The following is a 16,926-nucleotide window of genomic DNA, read 5'->3' as shown; positions in this document are numbered from 1 at the left end:
CGCGGGGTGGAGCAGCCTGGTAGCTCGTCGGGCTCATAACCCGAAGGTCGTCGGTTCAAATCCGGCCCCCGCAACCAATACTTAGAATGCTGATAAACCGCAACGTGTTTCACGGATTGCGGTTTTTTTGTATCTAAAATCTTCGATCGCTAAACTCACTGCACGTTTTTTATCTCCCTCCCCGCAAAGAAATCAATTATCGACTGGGCAACGTGTATCCCGGTTTGCTGGTATGACTCAACGGTGGCGGCTGCAATATGCGGCGTTGTAATGATATTTTTGGTATGCAGCAATGGGCTAAATTGCGCCAGCGGTTCAGAGCTAAAAACATCCAGCGCCGCAAAAACATTTCGTTCTTCAATCACCTGAAGTAAAGCCCCCTCATCCAGCAACTTTCCTCTTGCGGCATTGATGATCAGAGCGCCATTGCGCATCATCGACAAATATTTATGGCTGATGAAGTTCTCCAGGTCAGGAGAAAAAGGCAAAAGAACAATGATGACATGCGACAGCATGAAGATATCTTCAATTGATACGAACTGAACTCCGGTTTTACCTGCAACCTGATAATCGGGTTGTTTGTCAAAAGCTAAAAGCTCAACATCAAAACCAGACAACCTTTTCGCCAGGGTTTTACCTATATTGCCGTAGCCAAGCAGGCCAATCCGTTTACCTTGTAACTCGCAGCCATGCGACTCTCCCCAGTAACCATTTTGCATCGCATGATAGCTGCCTGGGATATTTCTCATGCTCGCGAAGATAAGACCAATGATAAATTCCGCAACCGCATTTGAATTAATCCCAACCGTATTATTGACCACAATCCCTGATTGTCGTGCCGCGTGAAGATCAACATTATCAATCCCTGTCCCAAATCTCGATATTATTTTCACACCAGGCAGTAGTGATAGCGTGTCCGCCTGATAACAATCTTTTCCGGCAATGGCCGCACAAATAGATTCTCGTAATGCAGTGGATTCTGATTTAAGCAGATGCTCCACATTATTCTTAATAATAAGGTTAAAATTATTCTCTCTTAGCAACTTGCTGGCGGAAACACAGCGCGCTGAAAAGCTGGGAACGGTGACCAGAACGTTTTTCATAGCTGACACTCACTTCAATGAACGCCACCCCAAAAGATGGCGTGACCGGTTACTGTTTTTATATTCTGAAACTATGAGTTTGCTTTAATACCGAGCGCACCTCCTGGATGATATAAGCCGAAATCAGCACGAGTAAATTTTTTCAATTCGGAGAGAGCAAGCGCCACCGCATCACCCACAACCAGAACGACTGTAGATGAACATGACGGCGCTAAACCTAAATTATCCGCCTCGCTTTTGACGGGAATTTCAACGGATAAATCACAACTTATCGCAAGCGATGAACGATGACTGCGAGTAAAGGAGACCAAATAATTACCCATTTTTTTTAGGCTGGGCAACGTTGCCAGAATTTCTGCCGTCTCACCGCTGTTTGAAATAAGAATAACAATATCGTTTTTCGCCACCATACCAAGATCGCCGTGTACCGCTTCCGTACCGTGAACAAAAAACGAGGGAGTTCCGGTGCTGGCAAATGTTGCTGCGAGTTTTCTGGCAATAATGCCGGACTTCCCTACGCCAATAAAAACAACTTTACCCTGACAAGATTGTAATATTTTAATTAAAGCAGCAACTTCCGAAAGGGGAGAATCGATAACCTCTTCAACTGCTTTATGTTCGTTGCGCATAAAATGTTTAATAAGATAGATAAGATCAGTGTTGTTCATTTTCTTTTTCCTGATTAATATTTCTGATTACACCTGCAATGCGCGTAAGCCCCATATATAACTTTTCTCGACTGCAAGCCAAATTCAGACGAAGATAGCCCTCCCCTTCGGTTCCATAGACATGCCCCGCCATAATACCTACTTTACCTTCATAAATTAATCGGCTGTAAAATTTATCAAAGGGATAACCAATGGCAGAGCAATTAATCCACGAAAAATAGCAACCATCAGCCGGCTTCACGATTAACCCCGGAATATTTTCATTTATATACCACTGGGTAAATTGAATATTTGAAGCAAGATGCTCCTTTAATGACGTTAACCATTCCTCACATTCGTTATAGGCAACAATAGTCGCAATTACATTCAGTACTGATGGGGAGTTTACAAAATCGCGATACCTCGATATCGTTCTGAATTGGTGATTGAAATTTTCATCAGGTGAAATCATATACGAACCCGTTAGCGCAGGAACGTTAAATGTTTTCGATATTGAATTAAACGCCACCACCTTTTCATTTATTATTTTAAGCGCAGACGTGAAGCAACGATTAAATACAAAATCACTATGGATTTCATCTGAACACAACCAAACATCGTGTCTTGCACAGCTTGCAGCGATTTTATGCAGACAATCTTCAGGCCAGACGGTTCCTGTCGGGTTATGAGGATTGCATAATAACACCATCTTCGCTTTTTTAATTTTTAGATCAAAATCTTGCCAGTCGATAACGTAATCTCCCTCGTTATCTTTACTCAAAGAAGTTTCCAGCGTATTTCGCCCACTATTTTTAATAACATCAAAAAATGCGTTATAGACAGGTGTAAAAATGAGAATGTTATCGCCACTCGATGTCAGTAACTCTATTGCTTTAGCAATGGAATACATCACACTTGGGCTATAGGTTATCCATTCTGGTTTAATATCTGTTTTATACTGTTTATAATACCAATTAACTATCGCATTCAGATATTCATCATGTTGCCAACGGCTGTACCCTAAAATCGGGTGTTCCAGGCGTTTTTTTAATGCTCTGGTGATAGCTTCTGGTATCGGAAGATCCATATCTGAAATAGAGAATGGCAATACATCTTTTACACCAAATCTGTCCTCACAAAAGTCCCACTGGGTACAATATGTTCCTTTACGGGAAATTGTGGTATTAAAAATATCCATTAGCGTATCCCCATGTAATTATCCATATCCCGACGCAGGGCGATGACTTTAGTGCCGATAATGACTTGTAGGGTATTTTGATCAAGTTTAACAACCGCAATCCCTCCGGCTCTTTTTATCGCAACCTCATCAATTAATCCCATATCTGCGATAGTTAAACGTAAACGAGTTACACAATTATCCAGAGATTTAATATTCTCTCTACCGCCAAGTGCCTGAACCATCTGCGCCGCTGCCTGCAACTCTGATTTATCATGAGTTGGGATATCCGCTATAGCAGTATCTTCGTGGGCGTTTATCGCGATGGGGCTGGACTCTTCACGTCCTACGGTCATCAGGTTAAATTTAAGAATGGTCCAACGGAACACAAAGTAATAAATAAAGAAATAGGCCACTTCTACACAAACCGCTATCGGCCAGCCCGTTCTTGTGCCACGTAAGACACCAAAGCTAATAAACTGAATCAGATCGCCAGTAAACCCCATCTTCACGCCCATATATGGCAGAACCATGTTAGCGAATCCATTCATAAAAGCATGGAAGACAAACAGCAACGGACTGACAAACAAGAAGAGAAATTCAATCGGTTCGCTAACGCCACCAATAATGACCGTCAGCACACCGGAAATAAGCAATGCTTTGATAGCCTTTCGGTTCTGAGCATGAGCGGTGCGATACATCGCCAGCGCGGCACCAGCCAGACCATACTGGATCATCAGTTTGCCCTGTTCCATTTTCCCCGCCAAATCCAGCGGAATAACAGTATTCTCTTTGACGTACGCCATAAACATATTCAGAGTGCCGTAATATTCTTCACCACCAATTACTGCCGAACCGCCGATTGGGGTAAATCGGAAAACTGATGTCACCAGATGGTTTAGGCCAAAAGGTATCGTCACGCGTTCAGCAACTGCATAGAAGAAATAACCGACAGGACCGGAAGTTGAAATCCAGTGACCAATGAGCATGAAAAGATTGAAAAATGGCGGCCAGATAAAAGGAATAATCAGGCCAAACCCACTTATCACAATTAGTGTAATGATAGGCACCAGGCGCGGACCACTATAAAAACCTAATGACTCAGGAATGCGTAAGTTAACGATCTTTTTATACATGCTGGCGACTAATAAACCTGAAACAATCCCTCCCAGCACACTGGTATTATAGGACTGGATCCCCAAAATGATAGTTTGTCCATGTGTCGACATTTGGTCAGCTGCGACCAATAAATCGTGTTGTTTAAGGTAAAAATTTGTTCCCAAATGCATCGCCATAAAACCAATTAAGCCAGAAAATGCACCATAGGCTTTATCATCTTTCTCTTTTAATAATCCTAAGGGAATCGCTATCGCAAATAGTACAGGTAAATTAACAAAAGCAAACAAACCAAGGCTAACAATGAAATCAAGTATGGTTTTAATTATTGGAATAGCCAGAAATGGAATTAACTTTGCCATATCATCACTGGCTAAACCACTTCCTAGTCCTAGCATCATGCCACATACACTTAGCAGAGCGATGGGATACATAAATGCTTTTCCCAGGCTCTGAAAAAAACTCCAGGCTTTCTTTTGTTTCATGCTGGTTATCTCATAAAAATATTATATGTAGTTAGTCCATTAATACTTTGGTACGAATAGAGAGATATAGCTTTTCTTCTAAAATCAATTCATATTTAAACGTGCTGTACAGATACCTTTCTATTTCATGAATAGCGCGTTGCAATTGAATGTCTTTTTCAAGAAACTGTTCATAGATATCGCCAATATCTTTCTGTTTTATTTTTTCATTGCATAATACTCGACAAGAAAAATACTTAAGATGCATCATAAATCTTGAATAGTTAAATGAACTCCTGTCCACCCTTCTGTTATAAATTCCCTCAATAATCTCCGTAATTTTTTGAGACAACTCAATAATTCGTACAGATTCATAATCAATTGAGTTTTCATAGTTATTTAAAATATGTAATGCAATAAAACCAATCTCGTCATCCGGAAGCTGAAAGCTAAATTGATCATTGATGATTGTTAATGCATCCCGACTTATCGCATATTCTGCTTTATACAACGCTTTGATTTCCTCAAGTAAAACATTATTAATTTGTATTCCGGAGGCGACTCGGGATATTGCATTCGAAATGTGATCGGCAAGAATGAGCAGTAGCGATGGATTTAGCTTTTTTTCAAGATTGATCTCCGCATATTGCACTATCTTTTCAGCCACAAATACATACTCAATATCCACATGCTCAATCAGTTTGTAGAGTTTATTTTTTTGCTCATTCCTGACATAAAAAATTCGGTTAGCCGGATGTTCGGGTACAGGCATACCATATTTTTTGTTGTAACCGACACCAGGTCCAGAAATGATAACCTCCTGTCCATTCATCGATGCCTGCACACAATTATTGTTCATGACTTTTTCGATGATCATTTCATGGCTCCAAAAAAAAAGGCAAGGCACGTCAGAAGTAATAATTACTTCAAACATTGCCTTGCCTGATTTAACAGTTACAAGATGATTAACTAATGCCTATACCTTACACGGGATTGCCTTTAATAAAAGAGACGCCAGGCTTATTTTTCAAGCTAACTTTCAAATATTCGACAGCAGTCACAAAATCATCGTTTAACATTCATATAAATAATATCCATTCAATTAAATATAAATTAATTGAATGGATAAATTAAAACATCATCCCCTTCTCGCCAGCGTCGCTCCATCGGCAAAATACGCTTTAATTCCCGCAAGAATGGACTCTGCAACTTCCTGCTGGAAAGTCGCCGTTTTCAGTTTGCGCTCTTCCTCAACGTTACTGATAAACGCCGTTTCGACCAGAATGGAGGGAATATCAGGCGCTTTCAGCACGGCAAACCCGGCCTGCTCGACCTGATTTTTATGCAGCTTGTTGATTTTACCAAGTTTATTTAGTACTGCCCTACCAAACTTCAGGCTGTCGGCAATGGTCAGCGACTGCACCATATCAAACATGGTGTGGTCGACATAGCGGTCGCCGCTTTTGCTCACACCACCAATTAAGTCCGAGGCGTTCTGGGTTTGCGCCAGATATTTTGCCGCAGTACTGGTTGCGCCTTTGGTCGAAAGCGCAAACACCGAGGAACCGCTCGGCTGGCGGCTGGTAAAGGCATCTGCATGGATAGAGACAAACAGGTCAGCACGTTGTTTCTGTGCTTTTGCTACGCGCACTTGCAATGGAATGAAGATGTCTTCATTACGCGTCATGTACACCTTCATATTGCCCTCTTTCTCGATCAGAGAGCGCAGACGGCGGGCAATTTGTAATACCACGTCTTTTTCACGCGTTTTGTATTTCCCCACTGCGCCGGAGTCTTCGCCACCGTGGCCAGGGTCAAGCATGATGACAATCGGGCGATCGCGCCCTGCCTTACCTGGCTGCGGACCACTTTGCGCAGGCGGCACCTGTTTTTCGAGATCGCCTTTGTTGTAATCCTCCAGCAGAGCCAGCAGCGGGTCTTGCATATCCTGCGCATTGACCGGATAGAGATCCATCACCAGACGCTCTTTAAATCCGGCAACCGGCGCGAGGGCAAACATCTGTGGTTTTACGTTTTGCTTTAATTCAAAAACCATCCGCACGGTTTGCGGATCAAATTGCCCGACACGAGCTGACTTGATGAACGGGTCGTCAGCACGAATTTGTGCCGCCATCCCCTTGAGCACCGAGTTCAGGTTTACATCTTCAATATCCACCACCACGCGCTCAGGATTACTCAACGCGAACTGCTTATATTTCAGCTGACGATTTGATTCAACCGTCACACGGGTATAGCTGGACGCAGGCCAGACGCGCACCGCCACGACCTGGCTGACCGCAGCCAGGCTGACCTGACTTACGCTCAATAGCCACATGGCACCCGCGCCTTGCAGTAAACGACGACGGCTGATTGCAGTATTGGATCCTGACATGCCTCTCCCGAGCAAAAAATCTAAGCTGTGTAACAAGTAAACGACCAATTTGACCGGAAACTTTAGCGAAAGACGCATAATCTGTCATCTATAAAACGGTAAACATTCTTTTTATATTCACAGCATTACTGATAAAAAAGTTGCTCATGCGTAAAATTTGCACTTGCACACGGCGAAAAAACAGAATAAAAATACATTAATTTCGAATAATCATGCAAAGAGGTGTGCCGTGGTGAAGGAACGTAAAACCGAGCTGGTCGAGGGATTCCGCCATTCGGTTCCCTATATCAACACTCATCGGGGAAAAACGTTTGTCATCATGCTCGGCGGCGAAGCCATTGAGCATGAGAATTTCTCCAGTATCGTTAATGATATTGGGCTATTGCACAGCCTCGGCATACGTCTGGTCGTCGTCTATGGCGCGCGTCCACAGATCGACGCGAATCTGGCGGCGCATCATCACGAACCGCTGTACCACAAGAATATACGCGTGACTGACGGCAAAACGCTGGAGCTGGTGAAGCAAGCTGCGGGGACATTGCAACTAGACATCACAGCACGCCTGTCGATGAGCCTTAATAACACGCCATTGCAGGGCGCGCATATCAATGTCGTCAGTGGCAATTTTATTATTGCCCAGCCGCTGGGCGTCGATGACGGCGTGGATTACTGCCATAGCGGGCGTATCCGGCGGATTGACGAAGAAGCGATTCATCGCCAACTGGACAGCGGTGCGATTGTGCTGATGGGCCCGGTGGCGGTTTCGGTCACTGGCGAGAGCTTTAACCTGACCTCGGAAGAGATTGCCACACAACTGGCCATCAAACTGAAAGCTGAGAAGATGATTGGTTTTTGCTCTTCACAGGGCGTCACCAATGACGATGGCGATATTGTCTCCGAACTTTTCCCTAACGAGGCGCAAGCGCGAGTAGAAGCCCAGGAAGAGAAAGGCGATTACAACTCTGGTACGGTGCGCTTTTTGCGTGGCGCGGTGAAAGCCTGTCGCAGCGGTGTTCGTCGCTGTCATTTAATCAGTTATCAGGAAGATGGCGCGCTGTTGCAAGAGCTGTTCTCACGTGACGGTATCGGTACGCAAATTGTGATGGAAAGCGCGGAGCAGATTCGTCGCGCAACAATCAACGATATTGGCGGTATTCTGGAGTTGATTCGCCCGCTGGAGCAGCAAGGCATTCTGGTACGTCGTTCTCGCGAACAACTGGAGATGGAAATCGACAAATTCACTATTATTCAGCGCGATAACACAACTATTGCCTGCGCCGCACTCTATCCGTTCCCGGAAGAGAAGATTGGCGAAATGGCCTGTGTGGCGGTACACCCGGATTACCGTAGTTCATCACGGGGCGAGGTTTTACTGGAACGCATTGCCGCTCAGGCGAAGCAGAGCGGGTTAAGCAAATTGTTTGTGCTGACCACGCGCAGTATTCACTGGTTCCAGGAGCGCGGATTTACCCCGGTGGATATTGACTCACTGCCGGAGAGCAAAAAGCAGATGTACAACTACCAGCGTAAATCAAAGGTGTTGATGGCGGATTTAGGGTAAGCGATGGATATAGCCGGATGCGGCATACGCAATACCTCCAGGCATGATAAGACGCCCATGCGTCGCATCAGGCAATCACGTTTATTCCCGCGAACTAAACAACGCTGCCAGCCCGCTACGCCGCTCGGTGCGCGTGGCGATTGCCGCACTCAATATGCGCTCATCGGCATATAGCGACAAACGGCGACGCGCACGGGTTACCGCAGTGTAAACCAGCTCTCGTGTTACCACCGGTGTACGCTGGCTCGGTAAAATCAACGCCGCATGGTCGAACTCCGATCCCTGCGATTTATGTACCGTCATCGCCCACGTAGTTTCGTGCTCCGGCAGGCGGCTCGGTTGCACTGACTTGATATTGCCATCTGGCATCGCAAACCAGACGCGCGTTCCCTGCCCACGATCCAGCGCAATCCCAATATCACCATTGAACAACCCAAGCGCGCTGTCATTGCGGGCAATCATTACCGGCCTGCCTTCGTACCAGCGCGAGTGCGGATGACGATGAATTTTGCGCTTCTGTTGCATAAACTGCTCAATTCGCTCATTCAGTCCAGCGACGCCAAATGGCCCTTCCCGCAGGGCGCACAATAGCTGGTATTCATTGAACGCTTGAATGATTAAATCCGGCTCGGCACGTGCTTGTAGCAGATCCAGATAACGTCCGTAACCCGCAAGAGCTTCTTCAAGCATCGCAATATAGTCTTCGCCGTTCTGCAAAAGCCGTTTTTCGATGTCAGTAAAATCCTGCTGAAAAACCGTTTTCACTGCCGTTTTATCACCACGGTTGATCGCCGCAGCTAACTGACCAATGCCAGAATCGCTGCCGAAACGGTAGCTTTTTTGCAGCAGGCAGAGGCTATCGCGCAAAGATGCCGCTTCTGTGCCACTTCCCGCTGGAACGTGACTTCCTGTCAGACGACTTAATTGCCCGGCACGCTCTGCGGTAAACCCTGCGTTGGCATAAGCGCAGATATCGCCCAGCACAGCCCCAGCCTCAACGGAAGCCAGTTGATCGCGATCGCCAAGAAAGATCACTCTGGCATGATCGGGCAAGGCGTCGATCAGTCTCGACATCATAGGCAGATCGATCATTGATGCTTCATCTACCACCAGCACATCAAGATGCAGTGGGTTACCAGCATGATGACGTAAACGCTGACTGCCCGGCTGCGCGCCCAGCAAGCGGTGCAAGGTGCTGGCGTCTTCCGGTATGCGTTTCTTTTGTTCATCGGTCAGCGGTAACTGGCGCAAAGCCTTGCCAAGCGATTCAGTTAAGCGCGCAGCAGCTTTCCCCGTTGGCGCGGCCAGTCGGATACGGCAGCGTTCGCCGTCTGCCATCTGAATTAACGCAGCCAACAACTTCGCCACGGTGGTCGTTTTACCGGTGCCAGGGCCGCCGGAAATCACCGAGATCCGCCGCGTCAGCGCCACTGCCGCTGCAACTTTTTGCCAGTTAATTTCATCGCTTACTGGAAAAAGTTTGTCCAGGGTATGCGCCAGTAGAGCTTCATCAACCTCAATGGCATGATTCACTTCGTTGAAAAATCGCGCCACTGTGCGCTCATTACACCACATGCGATTCAGGTAAAGGCGATCGCCACAGAGGATCATTGGCGTTGGTTCATCTCCCCGGCTGACCGCTTGTGAAGCCAGCAAGCACTCTTCCCAATTTTGTAGCTCACCGATTTCACTGACACAGGTCGCCAGCAGCGGATGTGACGCCTCGTTATTTTCCAGTCGTGAAAGCGGCAAGCAGACGTGCCCCTCTCCGGCGTCGTGACTTAACAGTGCCGCCGCAAGGGTGACGGCGGGATGTTCATCACCCGCCACGGTCAGGGCGAACTGCACATCCAGCGGGCGTAGCTGTTTGTGCTCCACAGCTTCCAGTAATTGCTTTTGCAATTTCATTACGCCTCCTCCAGGCTCATACCGGCAAACATCTCATCCATCAGCGCAATCAACCCGGCATCGGGGCGGGTTGCGTAAATTCCTTGTTGCGGATGTTCTTTATCAACACCACGCAGGAACAGATAGATAACGCCGCCAAAGTGGCGCTCATAGTCGTAATCAGCAATTCGATGGCGCAGATAACGATGCAGCGCCAGGGTATAAAGCTGATATTGCAGATCATAGCGGTGTGCCTGCATCGCCGCTGCCATAGCCTGTTGGGTGTAAGCCGAACTGTCTTCACCCAGCCAGTTGGATTTATAGTCGAGCAGGTAATAACGCCCTTCATGGCGAAACACCAGGTCGATAAAGCCTTTTAACATGCCGCGCACCTGCATGAACTCCAGCGGCGGGCAGCCAGCGGATAGCGAGTCAAACTGGCGGATTAGCGCATCAAGCTGGCTGGCAATAAGCGGCTCGCTAATCGGCAGGTAAAACTCCATCTCCACCTGTTTATCGCGGGCGGAAAGCTGACTCAGCGTGACGCCAGTTTCATTGAGCGGCGCCTGAAGAATAGCGGTGATCCACTCGGTCAACACAGGTTCCCACTGCGGTTCAAAGCCGCCAAGTTCCAGTTTTTCTCGCACCCAGTTCGGGTCAACCGGCTGGGTAAAATCCAGATCCTCAAACAAACTGTGCAAGAACGTCCCCGGTGAGGCGCCGCGCGGAAACTGATGCGGTGTTAACGTAGGTTCTTCAACAACACTAACCACGCCTGCGGCGTCAACATCCAGCCGTGGCATCAGATCCTGAGCGATACCGTGACCACGCTGCTGCAAACCTGAATAACTGGTGACGCGCCAGTTATCGCCGGGCAAACGTTGTAGCGTCTTCGCATTCAGTTCTGCTGTAGAAACATCATTAACCTGCCAGGGTTGGTTATCACCCGTTTGTGCCGTTTGCCAGGCAATATCATCATCGCACAGTGCCTCAATACAGGCGCGAAGCCCTGCCGCATCTTGTGGTTCCCCTTTTTGCAGCAAGCGCCCGAGCGCACTTTGATGGACGTCGGTGTCACCTTTTTTATCGCCACGACGGCGCACCAGCGGCGCAACGCCGAGACTACAATGCCAGACCGAACGCGTCAGCGCCACGTAAAGCAAACGCAGATCTTCCGCCAGACGTTCGGCCTCGGCGAGATCGACGCTTTCTGGCGCAGCGTTAAGATCAAGTACAGCCTCAAACGAATGACGATCGTGATAGAACGCCTGATCCTGGACACGGAAATTGGTGATAAACGGCAACCAGACCAGCGGATATTCCAGTCCTTTCGATTTATGGATCGTGACGATCTGCACCAGATGTTTGTCACTTTCGAGGCGCATTTGCTGGCTGGAGGCGTTACTGTCGGGTTCGAGGATATGTTGCGATAACCAGCGTACCAGTGCATGTTCACTTTCCAGCTGCGTTCCGGCTTCTTGTAGCAGTTCGCTGATATGCAAGATATCGGTAAGACGACGCTCGCCACCTGCCGTGGCCAGCAGGTTTTCTGCAATGTTGCGCGCCGACATCAGCGCCCGCAGCATCGGCATAACGCCGCGTTTGCGCCAGATTTGTCGATACCTATCAAACTCTTCGACGACTGCATCCCACGCATTTTCGTTATCATTCAACGTTTCGATATCCAGGGCGTTCAACCCCATCATCGACGTTACTAACGCACTGCGCAGAGTGTTCTCACGTTCAGGCGTCATTACAGCCTGCAACAGCCAAAGCATCTCCTGCGCTTCCAGTGTTTCAAAAACACTGTCGCGGTTCGAAAGGTAAACGGAAGGGATTTCCAGCAACGTTAAGGCATCGCGCACCTGGGCGGCCTCCTGGCGGCTGCGTACCAGCACACTGATGTCCGAGGCGCGAACAGGACGCGCGTCGTCGCCGTTCATCAGCAATGCTTCGCCCCGCTGCCCGGCCTGTAGCCAGTCGCGGATTTGCGCAGCACATACCTGCGCCATGGTACTTTGATAATCGCCAACACCGCAGCTTTCGCCTTCCATCAACCACATTTTCATCGCCGGCTGCGTTTCACCTTTAAATACAAAACGCAGTGCCTGATTTTTCCCGGCTGATTTCACTGGAATAAACGGAATTTCGCGGAACATGAAAGCGTCATCCGCCTGGCTGAAAAGTTTGTTCACACTGTTCACCATTCCCGGCGCAGAACGCCAGTTGGTGTCTAAAGTGTAGTGGGCGTGAACTTCGCTACGCGCCTTCATGTAGGTGAAGATATCTGCACCACGGAATGCGTAAATGGCCTGTTTCGGGTCACCAATCAGCAATAACGCCGTTTCCGGCTGATGGTGCCAAATACGGCGGAAAATCCGGTACTGCTGAGGGTCGGTATCCTGAAATTCGTCGATCATTGCCACCGGAAAGCGCGTACGGATCGCCGTCGCCAGCGCCTCTCCGCTTTCGCTACGCAGCGCGGAATCCAGCCGACTTAGCATGTCGTCAAAGCCCAGTTCGCCACGGCGACGTTTTTCGCGCGCTACTGTTTCGCGGATCTCAGCTAACGCGCGGGTGATCACCAGATCGCGGATCGATAATGGTTCGGCAAGCAATTGATCGATCGCTTCAAATAACGGGTGGCGCGGCGTCTCGCCCCCTGCTTTTGTGCGATCTTCTAAGAAACGCTGAGAAAATTTTTCCAGCGACTCAGGCAACTGGTAGCTGTTGGTCTCTTCTTCTGCCCAGGCACTGATCTTGTCTATCCATTTAGCCTGATTGCTACGGTTAAACTTGCGGCGATCAATACCGGAAGATTCAATCAGCGCATCCAGTTCACCTACTGCGTCACGCCACTGCTGTTTTACCGCATCAATACGCGCCACAATTTGCGCGTGGCGGGAAGCCAGCGTTTCATCATCGGGCGGCGGTGCTTTGATAACCGGCGCTTCGCCTTGCAGATAACGATTAATATCGCGCAGCAACGCCTGCGGCCCTTTCCAGGTTTCAAAGACTACCTGGGCAATTTCACGCGGTAACGGATAGCAGTGGCGACGCCAAAAGTCGGCGCAGGCCTGGTAGCGCAGTAGAGACTCGTCTTCAATCAGCTGCTGCTCAAACAACATGCCGGATTCAAAGGCATTCAGGTTGAGCATTCGCTGGCAAAAACCGTGGATGGTAAAGACTGCTGCTTCATCCATCTGTCGCTCAGCTAACAGCAACCACTGCGCGGCTTGCGCTTTATCGTCGATCTCTTCCAGCAGGCGTGCATACAGCGGATTGTCGGTGGTTTCACGCAGACAGGCGATGCGTAATTCATGAATATTGCTACGGATACGGCCACGCAATTCTGCAGTGGCAGCCTCGGTAAAGGTGACCACCAGCAGTTCTTCAACGGTCAATGGGCGGGGAAAGGCGGAGGAACCGCCTAGTCCAAGTAACAGGCGCAAATAGAGCGCCGCAATCGTAAAGGTTTTGCCTGTGCCGGCAGAGGCTTCAATCAGGCGCTCGCCCTGTAAGGGCAAGCGCAAAGGATCTAGTGTCTCGGCGACATCACTCATTCTTTTCACTCATCAGGGGCATTGTTTGCTGCAACGCGCTGACGTTCTCCCACACTTTCCAGCCTTCAGGATGTACATATTCGGCTTTCCCGTTCTGGCTGCCGGAAATCTGCGACAGGATAGCCATGCCTTGCGGCTCGACCACCGCCTGATGGAAGAAATCGGCCAGTTTTTGCGGCGTCAGCAGTTTTATCTGTGCCACAATTTTATCACGCGAATCGAAGCGCATATTGCCACGATCGAAATCTTTACTTAACTTCGATGCTTCTTCGCCGAGCGTTTGCGGAGCCTGCAGCATCTGGGTAATGACCGCCTGCTGAATTTGCGCGAACTCTTCTGGCTTCATCGCCCGCAATTTTGCCTCTGCGGTTGGGAAAAAGGCTTTGTATCGCTCCCACAGGTATGAAGGCTGTTTATCATTGCTTTGCAGCAAGAAGCCCATGCCCCACTGGCGGCCCACACTCATAGGAAACGCGAACACGGCATAACCCAACTGTTCTTCGGTACGCAACTGATTGTAGAACCACGGCTGTACAATCTGCGCCAGCAGAGAACTGTAGGCTGAACTGGTGTATTCATCGTAGCCAGTCGGTACGAAAACCGCTGCCAGGGCAGAGTCGGTACTGTTACCGGCTTTTTCAAAGATGACGGACTGTTTTTTCTCAACCAGCACATCTTTGTTACGACACCACTCAGTGCCATCAGCGCCCAACTGTTTTTGCACATCGCGCGCCAGCGTTGTTGCCTGTGATTCGGTCATGTTGCCGATAACCATAAACTCTGGTCGTGCCCCCGTTTTTAAGGCGTCGCGGTAGGCCAGCACCTCTTTCAGAGTGATGGAGGGCAAAATTTTACGTCGCTCATCTCGCGAGAAGTACGGCACCTGCGAGAGCATCTGCGCGGGCATAATCGCCTGCTCGAACGCTTTGCCCTTTTCTGCCGAATCCATCATCTGGTTATACCAGGATTTCGCCTGCTCAAGCTGATCTTCCGTAGCGGTATAGCTAAAGTAGCCTTCCAGCAGAGCCTGGAACAGCTGCGGCAGGCGCTGGGTGTAACCATTGGCATTAACCATAAGGCCGTTGTTAGCATTGGTGGAAAAACTTATGCCACCAACCGACGCCTGGTTGCTTAACTGATCAAGCGCCAGCCCTGCGAGATAATCATTGAGCGCAAACATCACCTGATTGCGGGCGCTGTCCATGGCTTTCGGATTACGCAAAATCAGGCTGACATCAGCTTTGGGCTCGCTGGCAAAATAACGGCTTGGCGCATACACCACGCGCAGATTCGACTCATCAACAATCAGCTCTGGATGGTCGTATTTCTTCTCTGACTTAATCAGCGAGAACTCGTCAGGAATATAGGGGTTAAGCTCCGGCAAGGAGAGCGCAATGTCGGCGGCTTTTTTCTGCCAGTCAGCGAAGGTTTGTTCACTGATTTTATCGACCTGATACGGCGCATCAACAAAGTAAGCCGTTTTATTGTGCGGCTCTTTCGGGCTGATATACCAGATACGCGCGTTCTGCGGAGTCATCATCGCCAGACGTTCTTTTACTGCTTTAGCATCATACCGATCGGCAATATTTACCGCGTCCAGCGTATGCTCAACAGGAACGCGAATCATGGTATCCGCCAGCCATTCGACGTAATCCATATCACGGGTGATTGACGGATAACGGAAGTCGATATCCAGCACATTCGCCAGCTCATCGAAATACTGTTTATCAATCCCTTTTTCGCGTAACAGATTGAGGTAGCTGAAAATGGCCGCCACAACCTGATCGCGATTCGCCAGACCTTTATCGGTTAAGGACGCAGAAATCGCTAATACGCCGCTGTTGCCGTTGACGATAGGATCGGAGTTGGCGCTAATGCCCTCAACTAATCCCTGCTTTTGCAGCCAGTCAGAAAGTGTACCTGGGCTGCGATTACCAATCAGATAGGTAATCAACTCATCCGTTTTACTACGGAACTTCTCCGAGTTGTTATCGATGCGAAACTCGACGCGCAGAACTTTACGCGGCAGTGCCGGGACGTAATGAATGATAATTCCCTTTTGCGCGTCGGTGACTACCGGTACGGTAATTTCCGGTTTCTGGCTCTCTTTGTTAGGCACGCGACCGAAGGTGTCCGCCGCCATTTTTGCCAGTTCCGGCAATGGTTTATTGCTGTAGATAACCGCCTTCATCAGATTGGCAGAGTAATATTTCTCATGGAAATCTTTCAGCGCCTGCTGCACAGGATTACCGGGTTTGTCGCTTAAGGTTTCCAGGTTACCGCCAGAAAACTTTGAACCTGGGTGCGCCGGGTTAATGGTTTCTGCGCTGACCTGCGCCATGCGCATCCCGTCACGCGTGCGCGCCATGGTTAATTCTGCGTTCACTGCATTACGTTCACGTTCAGCATATTTCTTGTCGAGCAAGGGTTCAGCGATGGCATCGGCCAGGCGGTCTACTGCACCAGGCAAGGCATCGTTTTCCACTTCCAGATAGAAAGCGGTGCGATATGGTGCCGTACTGGCATTGTGACTGCCGCCGTGCATTTTGAGATATTCAGCGAGGCTATCTGCTTGAGGGTACTTTTTCGACCCCATCAGACTCATATGTTCAAGGTAATGCGCCAGCCCCTGATACGCCTCAGGATCTTCCAGCGACCCAACGGGCACTACCAGCGCCGAAAGCGATTTTACCGCCTGCGGGTCAGAAACCAGCAACACCACCATACCGTTATCCAGACGTATAGCCTGATACTGGCGGTTATCTTTATCACTTTTACGGATGGTTTCCTGAATCGGCTGCCATCCCGTTTCTGCCTGACTTAAGGGAGCCCAAAGGGCAACAAACAACAGTAATGCTTTGAACCAGGTGCTGCGGGGCATTCACGAACCTCATTATCAACTTTATTTTTCAACCAGATTCAATAGCTTAAAGAAAATCATCCGGCAGAATATAATCTTGTGCTGAACGAGCCAGCCAGTGTCTATATAACCATCAGTCCGTGACTGGTGCGCATC

Annotated in this window: 10 protein-coding genes and 1 tRNA gene; 2 read left to right on the top strand and 9 right to left on the bottom strand. The window is 48.8% G+C overall.

Annotated features, from left to right (window positions below):
* Positions 1 to 77: transfer RNA gene (locus BEG40_RS19660), tRNA-Met, on the top strand.
* Between the two features lie 78 nt (positions 78 to 155).
* On the opposite strand, the gene BEG40_RS19655 is transcribed toward BEG40_RS19660, so the two are convergent.
* The 6 genes from BEG40_RS19655 to amiC all read right to left on the bottom strand — a co-directional run bounded on the left by BEG40_RS19655 (position 156) and on the right by amiC (position 6,899).
* Entirely contained in the window at positions 156 to 1,103 is a 948-nt protein-coding gene (locus BEG40_RS19655; protein ID WP_016159634.1) for a phosphoglycerate dehydrogenase, read from the bottom strand.
* 71 nt (positions 1,104 to 1,174) lie between these two features.
* A complete protein-coding gene (locus BEG40_RS19650; RefSeq protein WP_105285989.1) occupies positions 1,175 to 1,771 on the bottom strand; it encodes a KpsF/GutQ family sugar-phosphate isomerase in 597 nt (198 codons plus the stop codon).
* Positions 1,758 to 2,948 carry a MalY/PatB family protein gene (locus BEG40_RS19645; RefSeq protein ID WP_000350908.1) on the bottom strand — a complete coding sequence of 397 codons (1,191 nt, stop codon included), beginning with the start codon at positions 2,946 to 2,948 and terminating at the stop codon, positions 1,758 to 1,760. The genes BEG40_RS19650 and BEG40_RS19645 overlap by 14 nt, the downstream gene beginning before the upstream one ends.
* On the bottom strand, positions 2,948 to 4,528 hold the full coding sequence (locus BEG40_RS19640; RefSeq protein WP_105285988.1) for a PTS transporter subunit EIIC: 1,581 nt from the start codon (positions 4,526 to 4,528) through the stop codon (positions 2,948 to 2,950). The genes BEG40_RS19645 and BEG40_RS19640 overlap by 1 nt, the downstream gene beginning before the upstream one ends.
* Before the next feature lie 31 nt (positions 4,529 to 4,559).
* The gene (locus BEG40_RS19635) at positions 4,560 to 5,384 is read right to left on the bottom strand and encodes a PRD domain-containing protein (protein ID WP_105285990.1); all 825 of its coding nucleotides are present in this window, start codon (positions 5,382 to 5,384) and stop codon (positions 4,560 to 4,562) included.
* 261 nt (positions 5,385 to 5,645) lie between these two features.
* The gene (gene amiC, locus BEG40_RS19630) at positions 5,646 to 6,899 is read right to left on the bottom strand and encodes an N-acetylmuramoyl-L-alanine amidase AmiC (protein WP_000016908.1); all 1,254 of its coding nucleotides are present in this window, start codon (positions 6,897 to 6,899) and stop codon (positions 5,646 to 5,648) included.
* A 229-nt stretch (positions 6,900 to 7,128) separates the two neighbouring features.
* On the opposite strand from amiC, the gene argA reads away from it, so the two are divergent.
* Positions 7,129 to 8,460 carry an amino-acid N-acetyltransferase gene (gene argA, locus BEG40_RS19620; protein ID WP_000237966.1) on the top strand — a complete coding sequence of 444 codons (1,332 nt, stop codon included), beginning with the start codon at positions 7,129 to 7,131 and terminating at the stop codon, positions 8,458 to 8,460.
* An 81-nt stretch (positions 8,461 to 8,541) separates the two neighbouring features.
* Here the strand turns inward: argA and recD are convergent, their stop codons facing one another.
* From recD to ptrA, 3 genes are read right to left on the bottom strand one after another with little or no spacing between them, the layout of a single operon-like run.
* Positions 8,542 to 10,368 (bottom strand): exodeoxyribonuclease V subunit alpha, encoded by a 1,827-nt coding sequence (recD, locus tag BEG40_RS19615; RefSeq protein ID WP_000775922.1) that lies wholly within the window; start codon positions 10,366 to 10,368, stop codon positions 8,542 to 8,544.
* A complete protein-coding gene (recB, locus tag BEG40_RS19610; RefSeq protein ID WP_105285987.1) occupies positions 10,368 to 13,910 on the bottom strand; it encodes an exodeoxyribonuclease V subunit beta in 3,543 nt (1,180 codons plus the stop codon). The genes recD and recB overlap by 1 nt, the downstream gene beginning before the upstream one ends.
* Positions 13,903 to 16,791 carry a pitrilysin gene (gene ptrA / locus BEG40_RS19605; RefSeq protein ID WP_105285986.1) on the bottom strand — a complete coding sequence of 963 codons (2,889 nt, stop codon included), beginning with the start codon at positions 16,789 to 16,791 and terminating at the stop codon, positions 13,903 to 13,905. The genes recB and ptrA overlap by 8 nt, the downstream gene beginning before the upstream one ends.
* Between the last annotated feature and the right edge of the window lie 135 nt (positions 16,792 to 16,926).

Source organism: Escherichia sp. MOD1-EC5495 (assembly GCF_002965965.1).
In the GTDB taxonomy this organism is placed as follows: domain Bacteria; phylum Pseudomonadota; class Gammaproteobacteria; order Enterobacterales; family Enterobacteriaceae; genus Escherichia; species Escherichia ruysiae.
This window is presented reverse-complemented; position numbering and strand designations above follow the sequence as displayed.

Excerpts from the sequence above, each read along its gene's own strand:
- recB (WP_105285987.1), bottom strand. The coding sequence starts at position 13,910 with ATGAGTGATGTCGCCGAGACACTAGATCCTTTGCGCTTGCCCTTACAG.
- BEG40_RS19650 (WP_105285989.1), bottom strand. The coding sequence starts at position 1,771 with ATGAACAACACTGATCTTATCTATCTTATTAAACATTTTATGCGCAAC.
- recD (WP_000775922.1), bottom strand. The coding sequence starts at position 10,368 with ATGAAATTGCAAAAGCAATTACTGGAAGCTGTGGAGCACAAACAGCTA.
- BEG40_RS19655 (WP_016159634.1), bottom strand. The coding sequence starts at position 1,103 with ATGAAAAACGTTCTGGTCACCGTTCCCAGCTTTTCAGCGCGCTGTGTT.
- BEG40_RS19640 (WP_105285988.1), bottom strand. The coding sequence starts at position 4,528 with ATGAAACAAAAGAAAGCCTGGAGTTTTTTTCAGAGCCTGGGAAAAGCA.
- amiC (WP_000016908.1), bottom strand. The coding sequence starts at position 6,899 with ATGTCAGGATCCAATACTGCAATCAGCCGTCGTCGTTTACTGCAAGGC.
- BEG40_RS19635 (WP_105285990.1), bottom strand. The coding sequence starts at position 5,384 with ATGATCATCGAAAAAGTCATGAACAATAATTGTGTGCAGGCATCGATG.
- ptrA (WP_105285986.1), bottom strand. The coding sequence starts at position 16,791 with ATGCCCCGCAGCACCTGGTTCAAAGCATTACTGTTGTTTGTTGCCCTT.
- BEG40_RS19645 (WP_000350908.1), bottom strand. The coding sequence starts at position 2,948 with ATGGATATTTTTAATACCACAATTTCCCGTAAAGGAACATATTGTACC.